The sequence below is a fragment of the Leisingera sp. ANG1 genome (assembly GCF_000203975.2).
In the GTDB taxonomy this organism is placed as follows: domain Bacteria; phylum Pseudomonadota; class Alphaproteobacteria; order Rhodobacterales; family Rhodobacteraceae; genus Leisingera.
The window spans coordinates 355365-380903 of sequence record NZ_AFCF02000001.1 but is presented as its reverse complement, the minus strand read 5'-3'; the positions used below and the strand labels follow the sequence as shown (position 1 = coordinate 380903).

The window sequence follows — 25539 nt, the reverse complement described above, 5'->3', positions numbered from 1 at the left end:
TCAAACCCCAATTTCCGTAGTTCTCTTGATGGCTCACCAGCGGTAGCAAGGCAAGTAAGAACCAGGCCAACCGGAGACACTCTCATGCCCCGTTCCGTAACTGCTGACGCATCCGGCAGCTTTCTGACCCTGACATTCGAAGACGGCCTCGAAAGCCGCTTTCATGCGATCTGGCTGCGCGACAACGCGCTTGACCCGGAAACACGCGCCCCTGGCAACGGCCAGCGGCTGATCACCATTGGTGACATTCCCGCAGACACCAAGATCAGCACCGCACTGGTAGAAGACGGCGCACTGACTGTGACCTTCGCACCGGAAGGCAAGACCGTGGCCTTCCCGGGCACCTGGTTGAAGGCACACGCCTATGATGTTGATCAGGCAAGTGAATTTGGCCGCATGGCACCGGGCATCGAGACCTGGAACAGTGGCCTGCCGGCCCCCACGTTCGATTGGAACAAAGTGCAGTCCGACCCAAGCGTCAAAAGCGATTGGCTGAACGCGATCGCCCGTCTGGGTTTCGCCAAGCTGGTGAACGGCCCGGTCGAAGAAGGCGCCCTCATCGAGAACGCTGAAATGTTCGGTTTTGTGCGCGAAACCAACTACGGCAAGTACTTCGAAGTCCGCACAGAGGTGAACCCGACCAATCTGGCCTTCACCGGGCTGGGCCTGCAAGCACATACCGACAACCCTTACCGCGACCCGGTGCCCAGCCTGCAGATCCTCTATTGCCTGGAGAACTCTGCAGAAGGCGGTGACAGCATTGTGGTGGACGGTTTCCGCGCCGCCGAACGGCTGAAGGCGGAAAACCCCGAAGGCTTTGCCCTGCTGGCAGGCTACCCGGCCCGGTTTGAATACAAGGGGTCCGACGGTGTGCATCTGCGCTCCCGCCGACCGATGATCGAGCTGTCACCTGATGGCGAGATGATCGGGATGCGCTTCAACAACCGATCCTCTGCCCCGTTTGTCGACATTCCCTTTGACAAGATGGAGGCCTACTACGCCGCCTACCGGCGCCTGGGTGAATTCATCGACGATCCGGACATGGGCGTCTCCTTCAAGCTGGAGCCGGGCGAAAGCTTCATCGTCGACAACACCCGGGTGATGCACGCTCGCCTCGGCTACTCCGGCTCCGGATCGCGCTGGCTGCAGGGCTGCTACGCGGACAAGGACGGGCTGCTGTCGACCCTGAACGTGCTGAACGCGCAGCTGGAGAGCTGAGACATGAGCAAGCCAGACGTCAGCCAGCTGAACCGGGACAATATCGTCGACTTCATCGGCGGCATCTTTGACCGCCGCGGCGATGAGGAATACCTGGGCGAACCGGTCACCATGGCCGAACACATGCTGCAAGGCGCCACCATCGCTGAGCAGAACGGCCAGCCGGAAGAGATCATCGTGGGGGCGCTCCTCCACGATATCGGCCATTTCACCAGCGAATTCGGAACATTCTCCATGGACGACACCGAGGACCGTTACCATGAGGAAGCCGGAGCCGAGGTGCTGGAGCAGTTCTTCCCCTCTGTGATCACCGACTGCGTCCGTTATCACGTGGCTGCCAAGCGCTATCTCTGCGCCACCAAGCCGGAATATTTCAACCGTTTGTCAGAGGCTTCGATCCATTCCCTGAACCTGCAGGGCGGACCGATGAATGCAGAGGAAGTTGCCGAGTTCGAGAAGAACCCGAACCTGAAGCAGATCATCGCGGTGCGCTATCTGGACGAGGCCGGAAAGCGGGACGACATGGACACTCCGGATTACTGGCACTTTGCGCCGATGGTCCAGCGGATGGTGGACAAGCACATGGGAACGGGAGGTTCCGCAAAATGAGCGCGCCCGAGTATATCTTCGAGGCCAGCACCAAACCTTCGCTGCCCTGGCATGAGGTTCCGCTGATCCGGGCCACCGAGGAAAGCGTCGAGGGGTATGGCTGCCTGGTGGACGATCCGGAAAGTTTTGAGATCGAAATCGTGCAGTGGCCCGCGCAAGGCTGGCGGCCGATTGACGAAGGCACGGGCGACGAGGCCGGCTGGGTCGAGGGCACTTTCCGCGGCGACTGGCGCGGCGATGTGCTCTATGGCGAGAACGAAGCGGTCAACGGCAACTATGTTCTGGGCTGGTCCACCGACCCGCAGAAGGCACAGGTGGAGGCGCAGAGTGCTCCGCGGGATCAGGTTCTGCTATGGCACATGAACTATCACCCCGACGGCGGCCAGTTGTTTTATCCGCTGGACAACAAACCCTTCATCATTCCCGCGGCCTTACCGGGAGATGATCTGAAGCCTGAAAAGGTCGTGGCGTTCTGGTGTGACGGGTCCAAGGGGCTCTATATCCACCCCAATATCTGGCACGAGGGGATCTTTCCGGTGCAAGACAGCCAACGGTTCCTCGACCGGCAGGGCAAGGTGCACGCCAGGGTCAGCTGCGATGTGGGCCAGGAGTTCGGCGTTTACCTGTCCTGCCCGCTGCGCGAAGACAAGATCCAGAGCTAAAGCCTGAAAGAAAAAGAAAAAACGGCGCCTTCCACGGGCGCCGTTTTTTTGACTATCAGGTGAAGAGCTTAAGCAAAAAGCTCATGCGCCAGTTCCAGCGCGTCGACCAGGGTGTCGACTTCTTCCTTGGTGTTGTAGAGGCCAAAGGACGCCCGGCAGGTGGCGGATACCCCCAGATGGTCCATCAGCGGCCCGGCGCAGTGGTGGCCGGCGCGCACCGCGACACCCTTCTTGTCGAGGATGGTGGAGATATCGTGGGCGTGTGCCGCACCTTCCATTGTGAAGCTGAAAATTGCAGCCTTGCCAGATGCTTGCCCCTGCACATTGATCCAGTTCAAGCCGGTCAACCGCTGCATCGCATAGTCGCGCAGGCCGCCCTCATGCTTGGCAATATTTTCCATGCCAAGATCCATCATGTACTCCAGCGCCACACCCAGGCCGATGGTCTGCACGATGCCCGGCGTGCCGGCCTCGAACTTCATCGGCGGATCGTTGTAGATGATCCCTTCTTTAGAGACTTCCTTGATCATATCGCCGCCGCCGATGAAGGGGCGCATCTCCGCCATGCGCTCCGGCTTGATATAGATCGCACCAGACCCGGAGGGGCCATAGAGCTTGTGCCCGGTAATCGCGTAGAAATCGCAGCCGATATCCTGCACATCGACCGGCATATGCACAGCGCCCTGCGAGCCATCGACAAGAACCGGCACCCCCTTGGCATGGGCGCCCTGGGTGATCGCCTTTACATCCACAACGGTGCCCAGCACGTTGGAGCACTGGGTGACGGCCACCAGCTTGGTCTTGGGGCCAATCGCATCAACGACCTTCTGCGGGTCGAGACTGCCATCCGCAGCGGTGTCCACCCATTTCAGCACCACGCCCTGACGTTCGCGCAGGAAGTGCCAGGGCACGATATTCGCGTGGTGTTCCATCACCGACAGGACGATCTCGTCGCCTGCTTCAAATCGTGGCATCGCCCAGCCGTAGGCAACCAGATTGATGCCCTCGGTGGTACCGGAGTTCAGTACAATGGTGTTCTCGTCGCCGGCATTCAGGAACCGCGCTATGATACCGCGGACAGCTTCGTATTTCTCAGTTGCGAGGTTGGAAAGAAAGTGCAAGCCGCGGTGAACGTTGGAATATTCCTCTGCATAGGCTTTGGTTACAGCGTCGATCACCGCCTGAGGCTTCTGGGCCGAGGCACCGTTGTCGAGATAAGTCAGCGGTTTGCCGTTCACCTCCCGCGACAGGATCGGAAAGTCGGCACGGATTTTTTCCAGGTCATACATTTTCGGGAAGTCCCAGATTGGCTGGGCCGATCAGACCCACGATAAAGAGAAGAGCAAAGACCAGGATCATGCTGGCCATCAAAACCACCCCCAGCGAGCGCCAAACGGAACCAAAACGGTGCGCCGCGTTTACGAAATGCAGGAGGATGAAGAACACAACGATATTGGCCGCAATATTCAGCAGTGCGGCCAGGGAAGGCATCACCAGAAACACAACCACGATGGCACCGTTCAGCCCCGCCTGCAGCAGCTGCAGCCAAGTGATCAGCGCCAGCAGCGCGGGTAGATTGCCCTGCCCGCCCAGCCAGCGGCCGGTTGAGGACAGCATGGCGATAAAGCAGAGCTGCAGGATCAGCACCATGGCGAAGTAAACGCCTGGCGAGAAACGCGGCAGCAGAACCTCTGGCGGCAGCGGGAACAGGATTTTCTGAACCGTGTAGACGCAGGTGTTCAGCACCACCGACAGCAGGAAGGCGGTCCACAGTGCCTCCCGCGGCCAATCCCGCACCAGAATCTGATGCGCAGCATCGCGCGGTGACTTGAGCGTCAAGAGGGCAAAGGAGGCCAGCGCATTCATGGTTTGGCCCAATAGCCCTGGATCATGCCTGACACCCAGAACCAGAAAAACACGGCGCACCACAGGATGCCCACCAGGGTCAGGGCCGGACCGGGGCCGATGAATCCGGCCACCAGCCCGTTCAACAGCATCAGCGGGCTGGCTGCCAGAAAGGCCCAGAACAGGGCCAGCCGCGCACGGTAGGCGTCTCCCTGCCCGCCCATGGCGCGGGCGATCCAATGGGCTACCAGCGCCAGAACATACAGCAGCAGCGGCGCGATAAAGACCAGCGCCAGCAGCGATCCGCCCAGCAGCATGTTCAGCTCCTGGCCGGTCAGATGCGCCTCGCGCGCCAGTTTCGGCATCTGCGCGACAAAGGTCAGCACGCAGCCCGCGAGCAGAAACACCAGCAACCGGTCCTCGCGGGCGCCCATGCTCAGAAGCCGCGCAAACACCTTGCGCGGCCCCTTGTAGGTTGCCGGGATATCCGTTGTGACGGACATCAGCGGCGCCGGGCCAGCCAGCCTTCGAGGCGGGAGACGATATCGGCGGCGATCTCCGCGTCCTCGATCTCATCCACCGCTTCAGCCAGGAAGGCCAGTGTCATCAGGTCGGTTGCCTCCGCATGCGGGACACCACGGGAGCGCAGGTAGAACAGGCCTTCCTCGTCGATCGCACCAGAGGTGGAGCCGTGCGAGCAGGCCACGTCGTCAGCATAGATCTCCAGCTCGGGCTTTGCCAGGAACTGGCTGTCGTCGTCCAGCAGCAGAGACTGGGAAATCTGATACCCGTCGGTCTTTTGCGCGCCTTCCTTCACTAGGATCTTGCCCTGGAAAACGCCTGTGGCACCGTTGCGCAGCACCTTTTTGAACACCTGGCGGCTTTCGCAGTTCACCGCGTCATGGGTGATAAAGACGGTGTCGTCGTGGTGGAAGTCGCCGTCGCCCACGCAGGCGCCTGCGATATGGGCCACAGCGTCGTCGCCGGTCAGCTCAATCACCGCCTCGTTGCGGGTCAGCACACCGTTCACGGTCAGGGTGAAGGACTTGAAAACCGACTCGGTGCCGAGACGCGCAAACAGATGGGTCGCCGCACGGCGCTCGTGGTCGCGGCCCTGGGCGCGCACCAGATGCATCGTGCCGCCATCGGCAATGTCGATCTCCATGCATTTGTTGAAGCGCGACGCAGCCGGGCCGTTCTCCAGAACAGTCACCTCGGCACCGCTTTCCACGCGGATCACATGGTGCAGGATCGCGTCAGAGTTTTCGTCCGAATGCACATAGGTGAAGTTCAAGGGCTTGGAGACCTTGCCGGTCACCCGGATCGCCACGCCATCACTGGCAAAGGCGGTGTTCAAAGCCGCCAGCGGACGTTCCACCGGGGTCTGGCCGCGCGCCTCAAGAACGCCGTACAGATCTTTGGCCCAATGGATATCCTTGCAGCAGATATCCTCGATCCGGTCGATGGTCAGGCCTTCCAGTTCCAGGTCGTCAGAGGCTTCCGCGTCAAAAACGCCATCCACAAAGACAATGTTCAGGCGCTCAAACGCATTGAACATCGGCACTTCGTCTGCGTGGAACACGGCTGCCTTGGGCGCATCCGCCTGCACCAGCGTGTCCGGCTTGGTGTACTTCCAGTATTCATCGCGGCGCGACGGCAGGCCCATGGTCTGGACCCGCGACAGCGCTGCCTGGCGGGCCGCCTTGAGGCAGCCGCTTTCGGGCAGGGTCAGCGCCGACAGCCGCGCCTCGGTTGCGCTTTGCTTGACTTCGGGCAGGGCCATTTACGCCTCCTCTGCCAGGATGCCGGCGTAACCGTTGTTCTCGACTTCCAGCGCCAGCTCGGGGCCGCCGGTCTTGACGATGCGGCCACCCGCCAGGATGTGCACCACGTCGGGTTTGATGTGGTCCAGCAGGCGCTGGTAGTGGGTGATCACCAGAAAACCGCGGCCCTCGTCACGCAGGGCGTTGACGCCTTCGGCCACCAGCTTCATCGCGTCCACGTCGAGGCCGGAGTCAGTCTCGTCCAGGATGCACAGCTTCGGCTCCAGCATCGCCATTTGCAGGATCTCGTTGCGCTTCTTCTCACCGCCGGAGAAGCCGACGTTGACCGGGCGCTTCAGCATTTCGGCGTCGATCTTGAGGGTCTTCGCCTTGGCGCGCACTTCCTTCAGGAAGTCGGAGGCCGACAGCTCTTCCTCGCCGCGCGCCTTGTGCTGTGCGTTCACCGCGGTGCGCAGGAAGGTCATGTTGCCGACGCCGGGGATTTCCACCGGGTACTGGAACGCCAGGAACATGCCCGCCGCAGCGCGCTCTTCCGGCTCCATCTCCAGAATGTCTTCGCCTTCCAGCTCAGCCGAGCCTTCAGTCACTTCATAGCCGTCACGGCCCGACAGCACATAGGACAGAGTGGATTTGCCCGAACCGTTCGGCCCCATGATCGCATGCACCTTGCCGGCTTCGACCTTCAGATCGACACCTTTCAGGATCTGCTTTTCCTCGTCTTCCAGTTTGACGTGCAGGTTCTTGATTTCGAGCATTTTTTCCTCGTCTCACATGTCTTGCAGGCCTGCGGCCCGCGATATTCCCATGGCCCATCGGGGCCGTTTCATTCTTATCCCAGCACCACTGCGGTGCCGCTGGCCGAGACCATCAGCATGGACTGCCCGACCACTTCGTAATCCAGATCGACGCCCACCACGGCGTTGGCGCCCTTGGCCCGGGCGCGGTCTTCCAGCTCTGCCAGCGCGGTTTCGCGCGCATCCTGCAGTTTGCTTTCATAGGCGCCGGAGCGGCCGCCGACGATGTCGGTGATCGAGGCAAAGACATCGCGCACCACATTGGCGCCCATGATCGCCTCACCCACCACGATGCCCTTGTATTCGGCAATCTGGTAGCCTTCGACGTTTGGTGTGGTTGTGACGATCATTTCTTGTTTGCCTTTCTGAATTCGTCGAGCTGCCTTTCAGTTTCAAGCTTTCGCAAATCCCTGAACTCGTCGGCCTCCCTTTCAGCCTTCTTGGCAACCCATCTTTGGATCGCAAAACCAAAAGCCGCACCAATTGAACAACTCACGATGATGGAGATAACAAAGCCAGCAGTTGAGGACATCAAAGGACTGGTTCTGCTAAGCTGTACTGCAACAGAGATGGTGCACAGAATGACCGCAACAACCGCTCCGCTCCGCAGTCCCCAATCGGTTCGCGGGTACCGCAGATCGTTCAGCGTTGAGTGTGCATCCATCTCATTGCCGACCATAACTTAACCCACAGACCCTTCCAGCGAGATCGCAACCAGCTGCTGGGCTTCCATGGCAAACTCCATCGGCAGCGCCTGCAGCACGTCCTTGCAGAAGCCGTTGACCACCAGGGCCACCGCCTCTTCCTCGTCCATGCCGCGCTGGCGGCAGTAGAACAGCTGATCGTCGTCCACCTTCGATGTCGTCGCCTCATGCTCCACGCGGGAGGAGTTGTTCTTGACCTCGATGTAAGGCACCGTGTGCGCCCCGCATTTGTCACCGATCAGCAAGCTGTCGCATTGGGTGTAGTTGCGCGAATTCTTGGCCTTCGGGTGCATCGACACCAGACCGCGGTAGGTGTTCTGCGCCTTGCCTGCGCTGATGCCCTTGGAGACGATGCGCGACTTGGTGTTCTTGCCCAGATGCACCATCTTGGTGCCGGTATCGGCCTGTTGCATGTTGTTGGCAATCGCGATCGAGTAGAACTCGCCCTGGCTTTCCTCGCCGCGCAGGATGCAGGAGGGGTATTTCCAGGTCACGGCAGAGCCGGTCTCTACCTGGGTCCACATCACCTTGGCGCGGTCGCCGCGGCAGTCGGCGCGTTTGGTCACAAAGTTGTAGATGCCGCCTTTGCCGTTCTCGTCGCCCGGATACCAGTTCTGGACGGTGGAGTATTTCACCTCGGCGTCTTCCTCGATGATGATCTCCACCACAGCGGCATGCAGCTGCGCGGTGTCGCGTTGCGGCGCGGTGCAGCCTTCGAGGTAGGAGACATAAGAGCCCTTGTCAGCAATGATCAGGGTGCGCTCGAACTGGCCCGTATTTTCCGCGTTGATGCGGAAATAGGTCGACAGTTCCATCGGGCAGCGCACGCCCGGCGGCACGTAGACAAAGGAACCGTCAGAGAACACGGCAGAGTTCAGCGTCGCATAGAAGTTGTCGGAGACCGGAACAACGGAGCCGAGGTATTTCTTCACCAGCTCGGGATGCTCGCGGATGGCTTCGGAGATCGAACAGAAGATGACGCCCGCCTCTTTAAGCTCCTTCTGGAAGGTGGTGCCGACGGAAACGGAGTCGAACACCGCGTCCACGGCAACCTTGCGGCCTTCTTCCGGGGTCTCGCCCGCGCCTTCGACGCCGGCCAGAATCATCTGTTCTTTCAGCGGGATACCGAGCTTTTCGTAGGTCGCCAGCAGCTTGGGGTCGACCTCATCCAGCGACTTGGGCTTGGTTTCCATCGACTTGGGACGGGCATAGTAGTACTGGTCTTGGAAGTCGATTTCCGGGTAGCTGACCATCGCCCAGTTCGGCTCGTCCATCTGCTCCCAGCGTTCGAAAGCCTTCAGGCGCCATTCGGTCATCCACTCAGGCTCTTCATTCTTTTCCGAGATCAGCTTGACGATATCGGGGTTCACGCCCTTGGGCGCGTATTCCATCTCGATATCGGTTTCCCAGCCGTATTTATAAGCACCGCCGACCTCGCGCACCGCATCCACGGTCTCCTGGTCAACACCTTCCTTGACTTGGGTCTGGTCCAAAGCGGCCATTGTCATCTCCTCACTCACGCCGCGCGGGCGCGATGTTTCTTTTCTTTCTGCAGCCACGCCTCGGCAAAGCGCAGCACGTCTTCTTCCGTTGTCTCCGGCCCCAGCGACACCCGTACGGCGCCTTGGGCTGTGGCCTCGTCATATCCCATTGCGGTCAGCACCGCGCTGGCGCGCACCTTGCCGCTGGAGCAGGCGCTGCCGGCGCTGATGGCAAAACCTGCAAGGTCCATCTGCATGACCTGGGTTTCGCCCTTCCAGCCCGGCGTTGTGAAACACAGGGTGTTCGGCAGCCGCTTCTGATCCTTCCCGACAAAAATAGTATGGCTTACGCCAGACACAAGCGCCTTTTCTAGAATATTTCTAAGTTCTGCAACCCTGTCCCAGACACCATTTGCCAAATCTTTTGCAGCTGCTTCAGCTGCGGCGCCGAAGCCCGCGATTCCAATGATATTTTCGGTGCCGGAGCGGCGCCCCATTTCCTGGCCGCCGCCCTTGATCTGGGCCGGCAGATCTGTGCCGCGTTTCATCACCACGGCGCCGATGCCCTTGGGGCCACCCAGCTTATGCGCTGAAATCAGCGCCATTTGCGCGCCCAGCCAGTTGAACGCCACCGGCAGTTTGCCAAAGGCCTGGGTGGCATCGGTGACGGCCAATCCCTCTGGCAGTGTCTGCACAATGCCGGTTTCGGAGTTGGCCAGCTGAAGTGTGGATTGCGCCGGATCGTTGATCTGAACCGCACCGTCACCAGTGACCAGCAAGTCCTCGACGGACCAGGCGCGCACGGCATCATGCTCCACCGGCGCGCCATGCAACCCGCGGCCGGCCAGCGCCAGCGCTGCGCCTTCGGTTGAGCCGGAGGTGAACACGATATCCGCCCCGTCCGCACCAAAGGCTGCACCCACCTGCGCCCGCGCCTTCTCCACCAGCGCCTTGGCGGCCCGGCCTTCGGCATGCACCGACGACGGGTTGCCGCAGACCTCCATCGCCGCAATCATCGCCGCCTTCGCCTCAGGCCGCAGCAGGGCGGTGGCATTATGGTCGAGGTAAACACGTTTCATAGAGTCATCTTTTCGCGGGCAGCTGCCGCGTCATAAGCTGCCGTGCAGCAATTGGCAAAGCTTCCGCGCAGATTTTCCGCGGAATACACACTATCCGGGCTGATTGCTTCGGATACGGCGCACTCCACGTCAGTCATCCACCACCGCAAACAGGCTGGGCACAGCCGGGCAAGGAGCCAGATCGTTCTTGATCACATCCGACAGACGGGTCTGGTGCAGGAACACATAGACGTGCGCGCTCAAGCCCTCCCACAGGCGGTTGGTCAGCGATTGCGCGCGGCTGCCCGACAAAGCGCCGGATGCCCCTGCCCCCTTGTGCATGGCGTCTACGGTTTCATCCACAGCCGACAGCACATCCACCACCCGCACCTCGGATGGAGGCATCGCCAGACGGTAGCCGCCGCCCGGGCCACGGACCGACTCGACCAGGCCGGCGCGGCGCAGTTTCACAAACAGCTGCTCCAGATAGGGCAGCGAAATGTCCTGACGCTTGGAAATGTCGCCCAGCGGCACCAGATCGCCCTGCGGCTGCAGCGCGATATCCGCCAGCGCAACCATCGCATAGCGCCCTTTGGTGGAAAGCTTCATAATTTACCCCTCGAAACCAGGGCGCGAGTGCGAAAACATTGACCTTCCCTCCGACTGTGCGTATCTCAGCCTGACGGTGTATGGCGAGGCCAGCGCCCGTGATTAGAACTGTTCTAAGATGCCTGACCGAACCCGTCAAGTATTCTGCCGGCAGACCCGACAACGAGAGTAGGATTTTAACCGCCCATGCCCGAGGTCATCTTTCCTGGACCCGAAGGCCGCCTCGAAGGCCGCTACCACCCGCAAAAAGAAAAAGACGCCCCGATCGCCATCGTGCTGCACCCGCATCCGCAGTTTGGCGGCACCATGAACAACAAGGTGGTCTACAACCTCCACTATGCGTTCTACAACATGGGCTTCACGGTTCTGCGGTTCAATTTCCGCGGCGTCGGCCGCAGCCAGGGCGAATACGACCAGGGCGTCGGTGAGCTGTCCGATGCCGCCTCGGCGCTGGATTACCTGCAGTCGATGAACTCCAACTCCAAGCATTGCTGGGTTGCGGGATTCTCCTTCGGCGCCTGGATCGGCATGCAGCTCTTGATGCGCCGCCCGGAGATCACCGGCTTCATCTCTGTTGCGCCGCCGGCCAATATGTATGACTTCTCCTTCCTGGCGCCCTGCCCGTCCTCGGGCCTGATCATCAATGGCACCGCTGACCGTGTGGCCCCGCCCGCGGACACTGCCAGCCTGGTCGGCAAGCTGCATGAGCAGAAGGGCATCACCATCACCCACACCGAGGTGGAGGGTGCGGATCACTTCTTCCAGGAGCCGCATATGGACACGATGATCGGCACTGTTTCCGATTACGTGAAACGCCGCCTGACGGAGAACACCCGCTGATGAGCGGCACCATCGAAACGCTGGCCCAGAAACTGGCGGTCGATACCCTCAAGGTGCAGGACGCCAGTGGTGAAGAGCGGTTTTATGTGGAGGTGGGCCAGGTTCTCGGCGCCGCCTCCCAATCGCTCGAAGAAGCGTTTCTAACCGAAATCCGGGTACGCCTGGCAGAACGCAAAGCGCGCGACTTTCTCAACAAGAAAGTCGCCGAGCTGCAGGCACAGGTCAGCGCCAAAGGTGAGGCGTGAGTGCCCGCCTGGAGGCTCAGTTTGCCTTTCTGCTGGAAGCTGACAAGCTTCGCCGGATTGAGCGCCAGAACCTGATCATCGATTGCAGCCGCTGCGAAAACTCCGCCGAGCACAGCTGGCACTTGGCGCTTTATGCTCTGGTCCTTTCTCCCTTTACAGCGCCTGAAGTGGATGTATTCCGCGCCATCCGCATGCTGCTTCTGCACGATCTGGTTGAGATCGACGCAGGCGACCACCCGATTACCGATGAAGTCGACTGGGAAGCCGTTGCAATGGCTGAACAGGCTGCTGCGCAGCGGCTGTTTGGACTGTTGCCAGCCGACCAAGGCACTGAATTCTTGTCCCTGTGGCACGAGTTCGAAGCCGCCGAGAGCCCCGACGCACAATTTGCCAAGCGGGTGGATCACTGCCAGCCGATCTTTCAGACGCTCTATGGTGCCGCACCGCTGGACTGGCATGTAGATGTGGTCCGGCAGAACCTGTTTGGCGGCAGGGCGGCAGCTCTGGAGCAACAACTGCCAGAGGCATTCCACCACGCGCTGTCGCTGCTGGGGGAAGACACAGGGCACAATTGCAGCCGCCTGACCGCCCGCCTGCCCTTCCTGAATGAGGCGGACAAGCTGAAACTGGTGACCCGTGCCTCCAAACTCGGGGACGGCTCACGGCATGAAAATTCGGCAGAGCACAGCTGGCACATCATGCTGTATGCTTGGGCGCTGGCGGAGCACAGCACTGAGTCAATTGATGTGGATCGTGTCCTGCAGATGCTGCTGCTGCACGATCTGGTGGAGATCGACGCCGGCGATGCGCCGATCCACGGGGTGATTGATCCTTCCGCCCTTGCAGCGCTGGCTGCCAAGGAAGAAGCAGCTGCAAACCGGCTATTTGGAATGCTGCCCGCGGAGCAAGGCAAGCCCATGCGGGCAATCTGGGAAGAGTTCGAGGCCGCGAACAGCCCCGATGCCGTATTTGCGAAATCAATCGACCGAGTGCAGCCGGTGCTGTTGAACCTGCTGAACGGCGGCGGAAGCTGGGTCGATTATGACGTCAGCCTGCCGCAGCTCGATGCCCGGGTCGGCGGCAAGGTCAGCCGTGGCGCGCCGGATGTCTGGACCTATGTGCGGGCGCAGATCGAGCCCTGGTTCCGCGAAGCAGGCCGCTTGTAGACATTTGAGCAGCCCCGCCGCGGGGCTGCACTTCACTCCAGAAACGGTTGAAACGGCTGGGTTTCCGCGCCCTTGGGCGTCAGCGTTAAAAACTCGCCCGGCTGCAGTTCGTTCCACGCCTCTCCGGTGTCTTCCAGCGGCTCCGACACCACCGCCCAGCCCTGCATGCTTTGGCTCCAGCGATAGTAGACGGACGGCGCGATGCTGTCGGAAGAATAACGCGCGGCATACAATGCCTGCCCATTCGACATCGCCACTGACAGCCGCATGTGCGGTGTGGTGCCCCGCGCCCGCGACAAGCCTTCCATCCGGGCCACCGCGCGTTCCAGCGACCCTTTGGGGTCCTCGTCCAGCCCCTCACAAAGTGCCAGCAGAAACAGAACCTCACTATCGGTCGCGCCTCTGCGATGCTCATACAGCTCGTCCGGGATGCACATATCGGCATGGCGGCGGAACTTCTCGAAACCTCCGACCTGGCCATTATGCATAAAGCTCCACTTGCCTGCGGTAAACGGATGGCAATTGTTGCGGCTGGTCGCAGACCCGGTGGAGGCCCGCACATGCGCCAGGAATAGCCGGGATTGCACCTGATGAACCAGCGCCCGCAAGTTGCAATCCGACCAGGCCGGGTAAACATCACGGTACAGCCCAGGCTCAGCCCGCTGGCCATACCAGGCAATCCCGAACCCGTCGCCATTGGTGGCAGTCTTGCACTCCACCGCCTTTTGGCTTTGCGCAATCAGCGAATGCGCAGGTGTTGATATGATGTCCTCCAGAAAGACGTCGGCACCTGTGTAGGCAGCCCAGCGGCACATGCGGCAATCCCCATTCCGTTTCCGGGAATCAGATCAGTGTTTCAATCCGATCCCAATTATTGGAACAAGCTCCTAAGAATTTCCCAATTCACAGTCCAGTGTGCCTGCGCACAATGACGTGTTCATTCTGCGCTCCTTGCGGAATCCGCCCTGCCGCTGCCGCATCGGGACTTTCCTGGCACGCATAGATCGGATAGGCGGGAGATCAGGCCTGCGGGTTTACTTGAGGCAAGCGTTTGAGGGAGGCTGAGATGCCGGTTCACTACGTCTACCTGATCATTGCGGTGGCAGCAGAAACCATCGGTACAACGGCCCTGCAGGCCAGCCAGCAGTTCAGCAAGCTTGGCCCCTCGCTGATCGTGCTGGTCGCCTACGCTTTCTCTTTCTACATGATGGGGCTCACGCTCAAATTCATGCCGGTTGGCATTGTCTATGCGATCTGGTCCGGTCTCGGCATTCTGCTGATCGCGGTCATCGCTTTCATCGTTTTCGGGCAAAAGCTGGATCTGCCTGCCGTGATCGGCATGGGTCTGATCATGTCCGGCATCATTATCATTCACCTGTTTTCCAAGACTTCAGGCCATTGATCCGCATTTGCGGGGCTTCCGGGCGGTTTTCCTCTGGCCTTTGTGCGGGGTTCGGGCTATGCGCGGCCCAACTTCCTTACAAAGGCGAACGTCATGGACTTGCGCAACATTGCGATCATTGCTCACGTTGACCACGGCAAAACCACGCTTGTGGACGAGCTGCTGAAACAATCCGGCGCCTTCCGCGAAAACCAGGCTGTGGCGGAACGCGCCATGGACAGCAACGATCTGGAGCGCGAACGCGGCATCACCATTTTTGCCAAGCCGACTTCGGTCGAGTGGAACGGCACCCGCATCAACATCGTCGACACCCCCGGCCACGCCGACTTTGGCGGCGAGGTGGAGCGGATCCTGTCGATGGTCGACGGCGTGGTGCTGCTGGTGGACGCCGCCGAAGGCCCGATGCCGCAGACCAAGTTCGTGACCTCCAAGGCGCTGGCCCTGGGTCTGCGTCCGATCGTGGTGCTGAACAAGGTCGACAAACCGGACGCCGAGCCTGACCGCGCGCTGGACGAATGCTTTGACCTCTTTGCCTCGCTGGACGCCACCGAGGATCAGCTGGACTTCCCGCATATGTATGCGTCCGGCCGTTCCGGCTGGGCCGATGCAGAACTGGATGGCCCGCGCAAGGACCTGCACGCGCTATTCAACCTGATCGTGAACCACGTGCCGGAACCCAAGCAGATCAAGCGCCAGGACGAAGATTTCCGGATGCTGGCCACCACCCTGGGCAGCGACCCGTTTGTGGGCCGCCTGCTGACCGGCCGCGTCGAATCCGGCAAGCTGAAGGTCGGCGCCACCGTGCAGGCGATTTCCCGCATCGGCCAGAAGATCGAACAGTTCCGCGTGACCCGCATCCAAGCCTTCCGCGGCCTAGCCCAGCAGGACATCGAAGAGGCCCAGGCAGGCGACATCGTTTCCATCGCCGGTATGTCCAAGGCCACCGTGGCCGACACCATCTGCGCCCTCGCCGTGGATGAGGCGCTGGACGCCCAGCCGATCGACCCGCCGACCATCACCGTGACCTTCGGCATCAACGACAGCCCTCTCGCTGGCCGCGACGGTAAGAAAGTGCAGTCCCGCGTGATCCGCGACCGGCTGATGAAAGAGGCCGAAAGCAACGTTGCCATCAAGATCCAGGACACCCCCGGCGGCGAGGCGTTCGAAGTCTCCGGCCGCGGCGAACTGCAGATGGGCGTCCTGATTGAAAACATGCGCCGCGAAGGGTTCGAACTGTCGATCTCCCGTCCGCAGGTGATCATGAAGGAAGTCGACGGCGTCCGCATGGAGCCGATCGAAGAAGCCACCATTGACGTGGATGACGAATACTCCGGCGCAGTGATCGAGAAGCTGACCGGCGCCCGCAAGGGTGAACTGGTCGAGATGAAGCCCGCAGGCGCAGGCAAGACCCGGATCATCGCCCACGTCCCCTCGCGCGGCCTGATCGGCTATCACGGCGAGTTCCTGACCGACACCCGCGGCACCGGCGTGCTGAACCGCGTTTTCCACGGCTGGGCTCCGCACAAGGGCGCGATCCCGGGCCGCCGCGCCGGCGTGCTGATCTCGATGGAGAACGGCCAGTCCGTGGCTTACGCGCTGTGGAACCTGGAAGAGCGCGGCAAGATGATGATCGGCGCCCAGGCCGACATCTACACCGGCATGATCATCGGTGAGCATTCGCGCGACAACGACCTGGAAGTGAACCCGCTGAAAGGCAAGAAGCTGACCAACGTGCGGGCGTCCGGCACCGACGACGCCGTGCGCCTGACCACTCCGATGACGCTGTCGCTGGAAGAGGCCATCGCCTATATCAACGATGATGAACTTGTTGAGGTGACGCCGAACAACGTGCGCCTGCGCAAGCGTTACCTGGACCCGCATGAGCGCAAGCGGATGTCCAAGGCAAACGCCTAATGAACAGAAGACGGCGGCAGAGACATCTGCCGCCGTTGTTTTTCATTCTGAGACGGTTAAAAGCGTAACCCTGTCTCCCAAGGCCACCCTGCCCGGTTCCAGCACTTCGGCATACCAGCCGCCATGGCCGCGCATCGCATTGTAACCGCCGTGGCCCAGCACTTCCTCCATCCGCGAACACGGTGGACAGGGACCGGTGACACGCAGCACCGCACTGCCGACCCGCAGCGAAGCTTTGCGCAGGGCTGCAAGGTTAATACCTGAAATCACAAGATTTCGGCGAAGCTGGGCAGGCGTCACCGTCTCCAACCCAGCAAGGGCCGCGATGACCGGTAGATGTTCAGCCTGAATCAGCGTCACGGCGCGTTTCCCAGGCTTGGCGTGATCGCCGGTAAAACCAGCTGAACCCAGTTCGGAACTATCAGGTGTCAGAACCTCTTCCCGGCGCCCGGGACGCACACCAATCCACGCCACCAGGCCCGGGGCCGCGTGGCGTTTCAGCATTTCCGCAAATGCGGTGACCATTACTCGGAAGTTTCCACCACCATCAGCTCGCGCTCAGACGCGCCGCGCGCGTGGTTCAGGGCTTCCTGGTATTCGGGGCTGTGATAGCAATCCACCGCCGCTTCGACACTGGGGAATTTCGCAACCACGTTGCGCGGGCGCTCCTTGCCCTCCAGCTGCACGAACCGGCCGCCTCGGGCAATGAATTCCCCGCCGTGCGCGGCGATGGCCGGGCCTGCAAGCTCAGCGTATTTGCCATAGGCATCGGCGTCGGTGACGGTCACATGTGCGATCCAGAGTGCGGGCATCAGAGCCTCCCTTAGTGATGATCTTTCCGGCAGCTTAGGCAGTTTGCCGGAAAGACCAAGCATTTTTTGACCAATTGGTCAGCCCGCCAGCAAAGCTTCTGCTGCCTTGATGGCTTCCTCGGCGCCGGAGAAGTCCTTGCCGCCGCCCTGGGCCATATCAGGACGGCCGCCGCCCCCCTTGCCGCCCACAGCAGGAACCGCGGCCTTCAGCACGTCAACGGCAGAAATATCGCCGGTCAGATCATCGGTGACGCCAGCGGCCACGGCCACCTTGCCGTCGTCCTCCGCGATCAGCAGGATCACACCGGAGCCGATGTTCTGCTTGTGCGCATCAATCAGCCCGCGGAGATCTTTGCCGGAAACCCCCTGCAGAGCCTGGGCCAGGAACTTCTTGCCATTGACGTCCTTGGCCTCAGCGCCGCCACCGGAGCCGCCGCCCATGGCAATCTGCTGCTTGAGGTTGGAAATCTCGTTCTGCAGCGCTTTGCGCTCTTCCATCATTGCCTTGAGGCGGTCCAGAACCTCCGCAGGCTGCGCCTTCAGCGCACCAGCGACCTCAGCCATGCGGCCTGCCTCGCGCTCCAGATGCTCAACCGCCGCGGCACCGGTCAGCGCCTCGATCCGGCGCACCCCAGCAGAGGACGCGCTGTCGCCCAGGATAACAAATGTGCCGATGTCGCCGGTCTGCTTCACATGGGTGCCGCCGCACAGTTCGATCGAATAGGTATCGCCATCGTGGCCTTTGCCGGTCGGTGCACGGCCCATGGAGACAACGCGGACCTCTTCGCCGTACTTCTCGCCGAACAGCGCCTGGGCGCCAAGCTCGCGTGCATCATCCGGGGTCATGATCCGGGTGGACACGGGTGTGTTCTGACGAATGAAATCATTCACTTCCGAGCCGACCTTGGCGAGCTCATCTGCGCTCATCGCCTTGTTGTGGCTGAAATCGAACCGCAGGCGGTCCTCAGCATTCAAAGAGCCCTTCTGCGCCACATGTTCACCCAGCGCGTTGCGCAGCGCCTCGTGCAGCAGGTGAGTGGCCGAATGGTTGGCGCGGATCTTGCTGCGGCGCGCGTGATCCACTCCCATCGCCGCGCCCTTGCCAACGGCAATTTCGCCCTCGGTCACTTCGGCGATGTGCAGGAACAGGCCCTCCACCTTCTTGGTGTCGGTGATACGTGCCGCGCCGCCTTCAACGGTCAGCACGCCGGTGTCACCTACCTGGCCGCCGCTTTCGCCATAAAACGGCGTCTGGTTCAGGATCACCTGCACCGTGTCGCCCTTGGCCGCGGACTGCACCTGCGCGCCGTCCTTGACGATGGCTACGATCTGGCCCTCGGCCTTCTCGGTCTCATAGCCTAAGAAATCAGTGGTGCCGGCTGCGTCCACGATGTCGAAGTAAACCTTCACATCCGCGGCTTCGCCCAAACCAATACCGCCAGCGCGGGATTTCTCTTTCTGCTCTTTCATCGCAGCGTCGAACCCATCGGTGTCGACCTCGATTTCCTTGGCGCGCAGGGCGTCCTGCGTCAGGTCGAGCGGGAAGCCGTAGGTGTCATAGAGCTTGAATGCAGTTTCGCCTGGCAGCACGTCGCCCTTGTCCAGATCGGCAGAGGCTTCGTCCAGCAGCTTCAGGCCGCGGTCCAGGGTCTTGAGAAAGCGGGTTTCTTCCTGTTCGAAGGTTTCTTCGATCAATGCCTGGCCCTGGCCGAGCTCCGGATAGGCCGCGCCCATCTTCTGAACCAGCGACGGCACCAGCTTGTGCATCACCGGATCGGTGGCACCCAAAAGCGACGCATGACGCATCGCCCGCCGCATGATCCGGCGCAGAACATAGCCGCGGCCCTCGTTCGACGGCAGCACGCCTTCGGCAATCAGGAAGGAGCAGGAGCGCAGGTGATCGGCGATCACCCGGTGATGCACGTTCTGATCGCCAAACGGATCGGTGTTGGTGACGTTCGCCGAGGCTTCGATCAGCGACTTGAACAGATCGGTCTCATAGTTGTCGTGGGTGCCCTGCAGCAGCGCCGCGATCCGCTCCAGCCCCATGCCGGTGTCGATGGACTGCATCTCCAGATCCACCATCGAGCCGTCCGCGAACTTCTCGTTCTGCATGAAGACGAGGTTCCAGATCTCGATGAAGCGGTCGCCATCTTCCTCCGGCGAGCCCGGAGGGCCGCCCCAGATGTGGTCGCCATGGTCATAGAAGATCTCGGTGCAGGGGCCGCAGGGGCCGGTATCGCCCATCTGCCAGAAATTGTCCGAGGTGGCGATACGGATGATCCGGTCCTCCGGCACGCCGATCTTTTTCCAGATGTCAAAGGCTTCGTCATCGGTGTGATAAACGGTGGTGTAAAGCCGGTCCTTCGGAACCTCGAGTTCCTTGGTGATCAGCTCCCAGGCAAAAGGGATCGCCTCATGCTTGAAGTAGTCGCCAAAGGAGAAATTACCGAGCATTTCGAAAAACGTGTGGTGGCGCGCGGTGTAACCGACGTTGTCGAGGTCGTTGTGCTTGCCGCCGGCCCGCACGCATTTCTGCGAAGTGGTGGCGCGCTTGTAGTCGCGTGTTTCCACTCCGGTGAAACAGTTCTTGAACTGAACCATGCCCGAGTTGGTGAACATCAGGGTCGGGTCATTGCGCGGCACCAGCGGGCTGGAGTCGACCACCTCATGCCCCTGTTTGGCAAAGTAGTTCAGAAAGGTTGAGCGGATATCGTTGAGCGTCGGCATATGCGGGATCTCTTGCGGGCTTTTCTAAGCGTTCCGGGCAGGTTTAACCCCGCACCAGGGCGCTGTCCACAGCGGGAAGCGGCGTCACCCCGCGAAAAAGGGCGCAGCTCGCGCCACGCCCTAAATGTTTCGGGATTTGATCAGATTTTCCGGCGTTTAGGCCTCAAGGATATCGTCCGCGTCGTCTGTCGCCGGGCGCTCGAATTCCAGCCCGTGGGAGGCGCGGATCTTGTCCTCAATGTCAAAGGCAACAGACGGGTTTTCCTTCAGAAAGGTCTTGGCGTTTTCCCGCCCCTGCCCGATCCGTTCATCCCCGTAGGAGAACCAGGCGCCGGACTTGTTGACGACACCGGCCGCCACGCCCAGATCCAGCAGTTCGCCCATCTTGGAGATGCCTTCGCCATACATGATGTCAAACTCAACCTGCTTGAACGGCGGCGCCACCTTGTTTTTCACCACCTTGACGCGGGTTGCGTTGCCTACCACCTCGTCCCGGTCCTTGATCGCACCGATGCGGCGGATGTCCAGACGGACGGAGGAGTAGAATTTCAGCGCGTTGCCGCCGGTGGTGGTTTCGGGGGAGCCGAACATCACGCCGATCTTCATGCGGATCTGGTTGATGAAGATCACCATGCATTTGGAACGGCTGATGGAGCCGGTCAGCTTGCGCATCGCCTGGCTCATCAGGCGGGCCTGCACGCCGACGTTGCTGTCGCCCATGTCGCCCTCAAGCTCCGACTTCGGGGTCAGTGCTGCCACCGAGTCGACGATCACCATGTTGACCGCTCCAGAGCGCACCAGGGTGTCGGTGATTTCCAGCGCCTGTTCGCCGGTGTCGGGCTGCGAAATCAGCAGCTCATCCAGATCAACGCCCAGCTTGGCCGCATACTGCGGGTCCAGCGCGTGTTCCGCGTCGACAAAGGCGCAAACGCCGCCCTTCTTCTGCTGTTCTGCAATGCAGTGCAGGGTCAGCGTTGTCTTGCCGGAGCTTTCCGGGCCGTAGATTTCAATGATCCGCCCCATCGGCAGGCCGCCGATACCCAGCGCGATGTCGAGCCCCAGAGAGCCGGTCGAGCTTGCCTCGATCTCCTGCAGAGCAGTGCCATCGCCGAGCTTCATGATCGAGCCTTTGCCGAACTGCCGCTCAATCTGGGCAAGCGCGCTGTCGAGCGCCTTTTGCTTGTCACCGCTTACTTTATTTTTCATGGTCAAAAGATCCGCCATAGTCCCTTGTCCTTTTCTATGTGTCACACACCGGGGCGCGCGGCAATCACTGCTTTGTTCACCTCTTGTTCCTTATGAGATCAAAAAGAGAACATTGCAACAAGTTTCTGGTGTACCCACTTCGGGACCGGGATGTTAAAGATTGGTTTATGGTTAATCGGCAGCAAGATTATTTACCGGGCAGTTAACGGAATGATGATATTTTTCAAGGAACGGCTGGCGCTTCTCTCCGTTCCCAAAACCGGAACCACCGCGTTTCAGGCGGCCTTGCGCGACCGCGCCGATCTGGTGATTTCCGATCCTCCTGAGCTGAAACACGCGCCGCTCTACCGCTACAACCGCTGGATCCGGCCGATGTTCGAGAAGGTCTGCGGTGCTGAACTGGAGGTTGCGGCCGTCGTGCGCGAACCTGTCAGCTGGCTGGGCAGTTGGTACCGCTACCGGCAGCGGGCAGCGCTGGACGGCAAACCCAACTCAACTAAGGGGATCAGCTTCGACAATTTCCTGCACGCCTATTGCAAGGGCAAGCCGCCTGCCTTTGCCAACGTCGGCAGCCAGGTAAAATTCCTGGAAGCGCAGCCAAACGGCTGCAAAGTCAGCCATCTGTTCCGATACGAGGATCAGGACGCGCTGAAAGGGTTTCTTGAATCCCGTCTGGACACCGAAATCCGCCTGGACCGCAAAAACGTCAGCCCTCAGGCGCCTCTGGATCTCAGCCCTGAAGCTGAGGCGCACCTGCGGCGCAAGCGCGCGGCTGAGTTCGAATTATACAGCAGCATTCCGGTCCGCTGAAAGAAAACCCGCCGGAACCGGCGGGTTGTCAGGTCAATGCAGCTGCGCGTGCACTGTCTCGGTCAACTGGTTGAGAGAGAAGGGTTTTGGCAGGAAGACAGAGTTCGGCACGTCCGGCTCTGCCTCGCCAAAGGCGCCCTCTGCATAGCCGGAGACGAACACCACGCGGGTATCCGGGCGCTCCTTCAGTGCTTCCCGTACCCAGCTGGGGCCGTCCATGCCCGGCATCACCACATCGGTCACGAACACGTCTACCGTCAGACCCGGATCTTCCAGCGTGCGCAGGGCATCCTCAGCCGACTCCGCCTCCAGCACCGTGTAGCCGCGCATCCTGAGCGCACGGGAGGCAAAGGCACGCACCGGCGCCTCGTCCTCGACCAGCAGCACCACACCCTCCCCATGCTGTGCAGCAACAGTTTTATCTTCCGCCGCTTCCGGCTTCTCAGCGGCCATCTGCTCTGATTGCTGCTTATAGACCGGGAAGAACAGAGTGAACTGGGTGCCGTGCCCCTTTACCGAATCGACAAAGATATAGCCGCCCGTCTGCTTGATGATGCCATAGGCCGTGGACAGGCCCAGGCCGGTTCCTTCACCCGTGCGCTTGGTGGTGTAAAACGGCTCAAAGACCTTCTGCAGCTTATCCGGTGCAATTCCGACGCCCTCGTCAGAAACCTTCACCGTCACCCAGTCGCCAGCAGGCACCGTAGCCCGGTTCCGCTCCAGCGGCTTATCGAGAGAGATGACCTCTGTTTCGACCCGGATCTCGCCGCCTTGCGGCATCGCATCGCGGGCGTTCACAACCAGGTTCATCAGCACCTGTTCCAGCTGCCGCTTGTCGGCTCGGATCGACTTCATCACCGGATCGTGGCTGAGGGTCAGGGTGACCTTTTCCCCCACCAGACGGTTCAGCAGGTGGGTCAGGTCCGACAGCGTATCCCGCACATCCAGGGTCTCCGGCTGCAATGTCTGCTTGCGCGAGAACGCCAGCAGCTGGCTTACCAGCGAGGCCGCCCGGTTGGCGTTTTCATGGATCTGGATCAGATCGCCGTAATCCTGATCTCCCTGATCATGGCGCAGCAGCAGCAGGTCGCAATGGCCGGAGATCGCTGTCAGCAGGTTGTTGAAGTCATGCGCAACCCCACCCGCCAGCTGGCCGATCGCCTGCATCTTCTGGCTTTGCACGAACTGAGCTTCCAGCGTCTTCAGCTCAGTTGCGTCATTCAGAACCGCAATCAGCAGCGGCGTGCCGTCTTCAACCACGCGGGTCAGCGTGACCTGGACAAAAACCTCCTTGTCCGAGCGGGACAGCCGCAGGAATTCCGACTTGTTGGGTGCCAGCCCGTCCGCGGTATCGCGCAGCCAATCCGACATCGGGCGCCCCAGGCCCTCCATCAGCTGGCCAAGTTTGAGATTGGCGCAGTTATCGACGCCAAGCAGCCGCAGCGCCATCCGGTTGCTGCTCAGGATCTCACCCGTCGGCGCCACCTTCAGGAAAGGAACCGGCAACGCCTCAAACCCGGCCTGGGCAGAGTCGAAACTGCTTTCGTCCACCTCCATCAGGAACAGTTCACTGCGGCCCTGAGTGCGGTTTTGCTCGCTGACCAGAACCTGCTTCGGTCCTTCCTTGGTGCTGAGCGTGTTGATCTGACCCGGCAGCACCGGCAGCGCCGGAAACAGGCGGTCAGTGGATTTCACCCGCTCACCAATCAGGCTGCGGGCGGCTTCGTTCATGAACAATACCGCGCCGGTGCGGCCTACCGTGATCATCGGAACCGGCAGCGCATCGGCGCCGCGGCCATTGCCGCCGCGGTCCAGAATATCCTCGACCCGCCACAGGAAACTGCCGCCGCTCATCTGGTGCACGGCCAGCCGCACATGGCCCCGGCGGGTCACGATATCCTCACGCGCCGCGCCATCAACGCGAGCCCGGCTCTGCAGCCGGTAGAGCACTGCGGAAGGGTTCGCCAGGATCGAGCGCAAAGTGCCCGCCAGAGTATCGCGGCTGGCATCCTGAAACCGCTTGACCGCGGCACCGTTGCAGGCATGGATCATTCCGTCACCGTCGGTGACAAAACTGGGCGTAGCATCTTTTTCGATAAAACCGGTCAATAGCTCTGCCGCCATCGACCGTGCGTTCAGGCGCATCCGGGTCTGCACCACAAGCAGCACTGCCACGGCCGCCAGCGTCAGCCCGACCATGACAAAACCACGTCCCATCCAGTCCGGCAGCGGCAGCATCAAAGGCCCAGCCATCAGGATCACCGCCAGCAGCAGTGTCGCCGCCAGCCTGGCGTGCTCAGGTGCGTAAACTCGCAGTTCCGGAACGGAGGTGTCTTGGCGACCGGACATTACGGCTCCATGGTCAGTAGAGAATGCCGCCATAACGCGGCGGTTTAGGTTAAAACCACGTTAAGAAACACAAAGGTTTTCAGCCAAAACCCTATCAACCGCGTTTCGCGCGCGTCAACACAGCAACATAAAAGCCGTCGGTGCCATCCTGCACCTGCCAGCCGTTTTGATCGGCTAGATCCCAGCCGGGATTATCATCCATAAACCGTTGAACCTGCGCGATGTTTTCACCATCCAGCATGGAGCAGGTCGCATACGCCAGCACACCATCCTGTGAGACCAGCCCGGCGGCCTTGCGCAGGATTTCACCCTGGATGCGTTGCAGATCCGCCAGCCCTTCGGCAGTCAGACGCCATTTACCTTCCGGCGCCCGCCGCCAGGAACCGGAACCGGAACAAGGCACATCGCATAAAACCAGGTCAAACGGCCCGGAGCTTGCCAGATCCGCAGTCGAAAGCAGCGAAACCTTTGCCCCGGCACGCGCGGCGCGCGCCGGAAGGTCCTTCATCCGCCGCGGCTCGGCGTCATGCGCGAAACTCTGGAGGCTGGCTCGGGCCGCCATGGCGAGCGTCTTGCCGCCGCCGCCGGCGCAATAATCCAGGACCTTCATGCCGTCCGTCAGCGGCAGACGGTCCGTCACGGCTTGGCTGGCCGCGTCCTGCAGTTCTACCAGTCCATCCTGATACGGTTTGGCGTTGCGCAATTTCCGCGCGCCTTCGGTCACCTCCAGCGCGGTTGCCGCTGCCGGATGCGGTTCAGCAATGATGCCTTCCGCAGCCAATGCTTGCACCGCCTGTTCAACAGTTCCGCGCGCGCTGTTCACCCGCAAATGCACCGGCGCCCGGCTGCGCATCGCCAGCGCAGCAGCCTCAGCCTGATCCCCCAGGCTGGCAGCGAAATCCGGCCACAGCCAGTCAGGGATATCCAGCGCCTCCGCCCCGGCAGGCGCGGACGGCAGTTCCCGTTCCCCGTCCGTCAGAGGTGCGGGCGCATGGCCCTGGCCGGTGAACACCTCATCCGGGTTCTGCCCTGCCTCGCGCAGCGCACCCAGGATCAGACCGCGGCCGCTGCGGCTTCCGCCAAGGGCAGTATGCGAGCGCAGGCAGCGTACCGCGTCAAACACATGATCGCGCACTGCCGCCCGGTCCTTTGACCCGGCAAAACGGCTGCGGCGTCCCCAGGAAGTCAGCGCCTTCTCGGCGGGTTCCCCTGCCAGCACCTGATCCAGGATTTCGATGGCCGCCTGCAGGCGGGCGGCAGGGGTCATGCCCCTGCCCCGTATTCCGCGTTCTTTTCACAAG

At 61.2% G+C, this 25539-nt stretch carries 26 protein-coding genes; 9 read left to right on the top strand and 17 right to left on the bottom strand.

Annotated elements, in window-relative coordinates; translation table 11 throughout:
• Nucleotides 1-84 precede the first annotated feature (84 nt).
• The 3 genes from tmpA to GC1_RS01845 are packed head-to-tail and all read left to right on the top strand — an operon-like array spanning nucleotide 85 to nucleotide 2489.
• Complete coding sequence (gene tmpA, locus GC1_RS01855) at nucleotides 85-1218, top strand: 2-trimethylaminoethylphosphonate dioxygenase (protein ID WP_019296291.1); 1134 nt, start codon at nucleotides 85-87, stop codon at nucleotides 1216-1218.
• Between the two features lie 3 nt (nucleotides 1219-1221).
• The gene (gene tmpB, locus GC1_RS01850; RefSeq protein WP_019296290.1) at nucleotides 1222-1827 is read left to right on the top strand and encodes a (R)-1-hydroxy-2-trimethylaminoethylphosphonate oxygenase; all 606 of its coding nucleotides are present in this window, start codon (nucleotides 1222-1224) and stop codon (nucleotides 1825-1827) included.
• A complete protein-coding gene (locus tag GC1_RS01845; RefSeq protein ID WP_019296289.1) occupies nucleotides 1824-2489 on the top strand; it encodes an ureidoglycolate lyase in 666 nt (221 codons plus the stop codon). Before tmpB ends, GC1_RS01845 begins: the two co-directional genes overlap by 4 nt.
• 68 nt (nucleotides 2490-2557) lie before the next feature.
• Here the strand turns inward: GC1_RS01845 and GC1_RS01840 are convergent, their stop codons facing one another.
• The 10 genes from GC1_RS01840 to GC1_RS01795 form a co-directional block, all read right to left on the bottom strand.
• Nucleotides 2558-3778, bottom strand: coding sequence for a cysteine desulfurase (locus GC1_RS01840; RefSeq protein WP_019296288.1), 1221 nt, complete (start codon nucleotides 3776-3778; stop codon nucleotides 2558-2560).
• Entirely contained in the window at nucleotides 3771-4355 is a 585-nt protein-coding gene (locus GC1_RS01835; protein ID WP_019296287.1) for a YIP1 family protein, read from the bottom strand. Before GC1_RS01835 ends, GC1_RS01840 begins: the two co-directional genes overlap by 8 nt.
• Nucleotides 4352-4837 carry a YIP1 family protein gene (locus GC1_RS01830; RefSeq protein ID WP_019296286.1) on the bottom strand — a complete coding sequence of 162 codons (486 nt, stop codon included), beginning with the start codon at nucleotides 4835-4837 and terminating at the stop codon, nucleotides 4352-4354. The genes GC1_RS01835 and GC1_RS01830 overlap by 4 nt, the downstream gene beginning before the upstream one ends.
• Entirely contained in the window at nucleotides 4837-6117 is a 1281-nt protein-coding gene (locus GC1_RS01825) for a SufB/SufD family protein (protein ID WP_019296285.1), read from the bottom strand. Before GC1_RS01825 ends, GC1_RS01830 begins: the two co-directional genes overlap by 1 nt.
• Entirely contained in the window at nucleotides 6118-6873 is a 756-nt protein-coding gene (gene sufC, locus GC1_RS01820; protein WP_019296284.1) for a Fe-S cluster assembly ATPase SufC, read from the bottom strand.
• Between the two features lie 74 nt (nucleotides 6874-6947).
• Complete coding sequence (locus GC1_RS01815) at nucleotides 6948-7262, bottom strand: heavy metal-binding domain-containing protein (protein ID WP_008560327.1); 315 nt, start codon at nucleotides 7260-7262, stop codon at nucleotides 6948-6950.
• On the bottom strand, nucleotides 7259-7591 hold the full coding sequence (locus tag GC1_RS01810) for a hypothetical protein (protein ID WP_019296283.1): 333 nt from the start codon (nucleotides 7589-7591) through the stop codon (nucleotides 7259-7261). Before GC1_RS01810 ends, GC1_RS01815 begins: the two co-directional genes overlap by 4 nt.
• Before the next feature lie 3 nt (nucleotides 7592-7594).
• Nucleotides 7595-9118, bottom strand: coding sequence for a Fe-S cluster assembly protein SufB (sufB, locus tag GC1_RS01805; protein WP_019296282.1), 1524 nt, complete (start codon nucleotides 9116-9118; stop codon nucleotides 7595-7597).
• 14 nt (nucleotides 9119-9132) lie between these two features.
• Nucleotides 9133-10176 carry a cysteine desulfurase family protein gene (locus GC1_RS01800; RefSeq protein WP_019296281.1) on the bottom strand — a complete coding sequence of 348 codons (1044 nt, stop codon included), beginning with the start codon at nucleotides 10174-10176 and terminating at the stop codon, nucleotides 9133-9135.
• Between the two features lie 129 nt (nucleotides 10177-10305).
• On the bottom strand, nucleotides 10306-10764 hold the full coding sequence (locus GC1_RS01795) for an Rrf2 family transcriptional regulator (protein ID WP_019296280.1): 459 nt from the start codon (nucleotides 10762-10764) through the stop codon (nucleotides 10306-10308).
• 186 nt (nucleotides 10765-10950) lie between these two features.
• On the opposite strand from GC1_RS01795, the gene GC1_RS01790 reads away from it, so the two are divergent.
• The 3 genes from GC1_RS01790 to GC1_RS01780 are packed head-to-tail and all read left to right on the top strand — an operon-like array spanning nucleotide 10951 to nucleotide 13015.
• Nucleotides 10951-11604 (top strand): alpha/beta hydrolase, encoded by a 654-nt coding sequence (locus GC1_RS01790; RefSeq protein ID WP_019296279.1) that lies wholly within the window; start codon nucleotides 10951-10953, stop codon nucleotides 11602-11604.
• Nucleotides 11604-11849 (top strand): hypothetical protein, encoded by a 246-nt coding sequence (locus tag GC1_RS01785; RefSeq protein WP_019296278.1) that lies wholly within the window; start codon nucleotides 11604-11606, stop codon nucleotides 11847-11849. Before GC1_RS01790 ends, GC1_RS01785 begins: the two co-directional genes overlap by 1 nt.
• Nucleotides 11846-13015: an HD domain-containing protein gene (locus tag GC1_RS01780; protein ID WP_019296277.1), complete on the top strand. Its 1170-nt coding sequence runs from the start codon at nucleotides 11846-11848 to the stop codon at nucleotides 13013-13015. Before GC1_RS01785 ends, GC1_RS01780 begins: the two co-directional genes overlap by 4 nt.
• 32 nt (nucleotides 13016-13047) lie before the next feature.
• On the opposite strand, the gene GC1_RS01775 is transcribed toward GC1_RS01780, so the two are convergent.
• Nucleotides 13048-13830, bottom strand: a complete 783-nt coding sequence (locus GC1_RS01775) for a class II glutamine amidotransferase (protein ID WP_019296276.1) — start codon at nucleotides 13828-13830, stop codon at nucleotides 13048-13050.
• A gap of 251 nt (nucleotides 13831-14081) precedes the next feature.
• Here GC1_RS01775 and GC1_RS01770 point away from each other — a divergent pair, with 251 nt between their 5' ends.
• Entirely contained in the window at nucleotides 14082-14417 is a 336-nt protein-coding gene (locus GC1_RS01770) for a DMT family transporter (protein ID WP_019296275.1), read from the top strand.
• 93 nt (nucleotides 14418-14510) lie between these two features.
• Complete coding sequence (gene typA, locus GC1_RS01765) at nucleotides 14511-16331, top strand: translational GTPase TypA (protein ID WP_019296274.1); 1821 nt, start codon at nucleotides 14511-14513, stop codon at nucleotides 16329-16331.
• Nucleotides 16332-16373: 42 nt separating this feature from the next.
• On the opposite strand, the gene GC1_RS01760 is transcribed toward typA, so the two are convergent.
• The 4 genes from GC1_RS01760 to recA form a co-directional block, all read right to left on the bottom strand.
• Nucleotides 16374-16856, bottom strand: coding sequence for an MOSC domain-containing protein (locus GC1_RS01760; protein ID WP_019296273.1), 483 nt, complete (start codon nucleotides 16854-16856; stop codon nucleotides 16374-16376).
• A complete protein-coding gene (locus GC1_RS01755; RefSeq protein ID WP_019296272.1) occupies nucleotides 16856-17143 on the bottom strand; it encodes a DUF1330 domain-containing protein in 288 nt (95 codons plus the stop codon). The genes GC1_RS01760 and GC1_RS01755 overlap by 1 nt, the downstream gene beginning before the upstream one ends.
• Nucleotides 17144-17221: 78 nt before the next feature.
• Nucleotides 17222-19873: an alanine--tRNA ligase gene (alaS, locus tag GC1_RS01750; RefSeq protein ID WP_019296271.1), complete on the bottom strand. Its 2652-nt coding sequence runs from the start codon at nucleotides 19871-19873 to the stop codon at nucleotides 17222-17224.
• Between the two features lie 156 nt (nucleotides 19874-20029).
• Nucleotides 20030-21097, bottom strand: a complete 1068-nt coding sequence (recA, locus tag GC1_RS01745) for a recombinase RecA (protein ID WP_019296270.1) — start codon at nucleotides 21095-21097, stop codon at nucleotides 20030-20032.
• A 192-nt stretch (nucleotides 21098-21289) separates the two neighbouring features.
• Here recA and GC1_RS01740 point away from each other — a divergent pair, with 192 nt between their 5' ends.
• Nucleotides 21290-21889 carry a hypothetical protein gene (locus GC1_RS01740; protein WP_019296269.1) on the top strand — a complete coding sequence of 200 codons (600 nt, stop codon included), beginning with the start codon at nucleotides 21290-21292 and terminating at the stop codon, nucleotides 21887-21889.
• Nucleotides 21890-21922: 33 nt separating this feature from the next.
• Here GC1_RS01740 and GC1_RS01735 read toward each other — a convergent pair whose 3' ends face one another.
• Nucleotides 21923-24238 carry an ATP-binding response regulator gene (locus tag GC1_RS01735; RefSeq protein ID WP_019296268.1) on the bottom strand — a complete coding sequence of 772 codons (2316 nt, stop codon included), beginning with the start codon at nucleotides 24236-24238 and terminating at the stop codon, nucleotides 21923-21925.
• A 94-nt stretch (nucleotides 24239-24332) separates the two neighbouring features.
• Nucleotides 24333-25505, bottom strand: a complete 1173-nt coding sequence (locus GC1_RS01730) for an RsmB/NOP family class I SAM-dependent RNA methyltransferase (RefSeq protein ID WP_019296267.1) — start codon at nucleotides 25503-25505, stop codon at nucleotides 24333-24335.
• Nucleotides 25506-25539 lie beyond the last annotated feature (34 nt).

What these genes read in the sequence shown, in the direction of transcription:
- tmpA (WP_019296291.1), top strand. Translation starts at nt 85, where the DNA reads ATGCCCCGTTCCGTAACTGCTGACGCATCCGGCAGCTTTCTGACCCTG.
- tmpB (WP_019296290.1), top strand. Translation starts at nt 1,222, where the DNA reads ATGAGCAAGCCAGACGTCAGCCAGCTGAACCGGGACAATATCGTCGAC.
- GC1_RS01845 (WP_019296289.1), top strand. Translation starts at nt 1,824, where the DNA reads ATGAGCGCGCCCGAGTATATCTTCGAGGCCAGCACCAAACCTTCGCTG.
- GC1_RS01840 (WP_019296288.1), bottom strand. Translation starts at nt 3,778, where the DNA reads ATGTATGACCTGGAAAAAATCCGTGCCGACTTTCCGATCCTGTCGCGG.
- GC1_RS01835 (WP_019296287.1), bottom strand. Translation starts at nt 4,355, where the DNA reads ATGAATGCGCTGGCCTCCTTTGCCCTCTTGACGCTCAAGTCACCGCGC.
- GC1_RS01830 (WP_019296286.1), bottom strand. Translation starts at nt 4,837, where the DNA reads ATGTCCGTCACAACGGATATCCCGGCAACCTACAAGGGGCCGCGCAAG.
- GC1_RS01825 (WP_019296285.1), bottom strand. Translation starts at nt 6,117, where the DNA reads ATGGCCCTGCCCGAAGTCAAGCAAAGCGCAACCGAGGCGCGGCTGTCG.
- sufC (WP_019296284.1), bottom strand. Translation starts at nt 6,873, where the DNA reads ATGCTCGAAATCAAGAACCTGCACGTCAAACTGGAAGACGAGGAAAAG.
- GC1_RS01815 (WP_008560327.1), bottom strand. Translation starts at nt 7,262, where the DNA reads ATGATCGTCACAACCACACCAAACGTCGAAGGCTACCAGATTGCCGAA.
- GC1_RS01810 (WP_019296283.1), bottom strand. Translation starts at nt 7,591, where the DNA reads ATGGTCGGCAATGAGATGGATGCACACTCAACGCTGAACGATCTGCGG.
- sufB (WP_019296282.1), bottom strand. Translation starts at nt 9,118, where the DNA reads ATGGCCGCTTTGGACCAGACCCAAGTCAAGGAAGGTGTTGACCAGGAG.
- GC1_RS01800 (WP_019296281.1), bottom strand. Translation starts at nt 10,176, where the DNA reads ATGAAACGTGTTTACCTCGACCATAATGCCACCGCCCTGCTGCGGCCT.
- GC1_RS01795 (WP_019296280.1), bottom strand. Translation starts at nt 10,764, where the DNA reads ATGAAGCTTTCCACCAAAGGGCGCTATGCGATGGTTGCGCTGGCGGAT.
- GC1_RS01790 (WP_019296279.1), top strand. Translation starts at nt 10,951, where the DNA reads ATGCCCGAGGTCATCTTTCCTGGACCCGAAGGCCGCCTCGAAGGCCGC.
- GC1_RS01785 (WP_019296278.1), top strand. Translation starts at nt 11,604, where the DNA reads ATGAGCGGCACCATCGAAACGCTGGCCCAGAAACTGGCGGTCGATACC.
- GC1_RS01775 (WP_019296276.1), bottom strand. Translation starts at nt 13,830, where the DNA reads ATGTGCCGCTGGGCTGCCTACACAGGTGCCGACGTCTTTCTGGAGGAC.
- GC1_RS01770 (WP_019296275.1), top strand. Translation starts at nt 14,082, where the DNA reads ATGCCGGTTCACTACGTCTACCTGATCATTGCGGTGGCAGCAGAAACC.
- typA (WP_019296274.1), top strand. Translation starts at nt 14,511, where the DNA reads ATGGACTTGCGCAACATTGCGATCATTGCTCACGTTGACCACGGCAAA.
- GC1_RS01760 (WP_019296273.1), bottom strand. Translation starts at nt 16,856, where the DNA reads ATGGTCACCGCATTTGCGGAAATGCTGAAACGCCACGCGGCCCCGGGC.
- GC1_RS01755 (WP_019296272.1), bottom strand. Translation starts at nt 17,143, where the DNA reads ATGCCCGCACTCTGGATCGCACATGTGACCGTCACCGACGCCGATGCC.
- alaS (WP_019296271.1), bottom strand. Translation starts at nt 19,873, where the DNA reads ATGCCGACGCTCAACGATATCCGCTCAACCTTTCTGAACTACTTTGCC.
- recA (WP_019296270.1), bottom strand. Translation starts at nt 21,097, where the DNA reads ATGGCGGATCTTTTGACCATGAAAAATAAAGTAAGCGGTGACAAGCAA.
- GC1_RS01740 (WP_019296269.1), top strand. Translation starts at nt 21,290, where the DNA reads ATGATGATATTTTTCAAGGAACGGCTGGCGCTTCTCTCCGTTCCCAAA.
- GC1_RS01735 (WP_019296268.1), bottom strand. Translation starts at nt 24,238, where the DNA reads ATGTCCGGTCGCCAAGACACCTCCGTTCCGGAACTGCGAGTTTACGCA.
- GC1_RS01730 (WP_019296267.1), bottom strand. Translation starts at nt 25,505, where the DNA reads ATGACCCCTGCCGCCCGCCTGCAGGCGGCCATCGAAATCCTGGATCAG.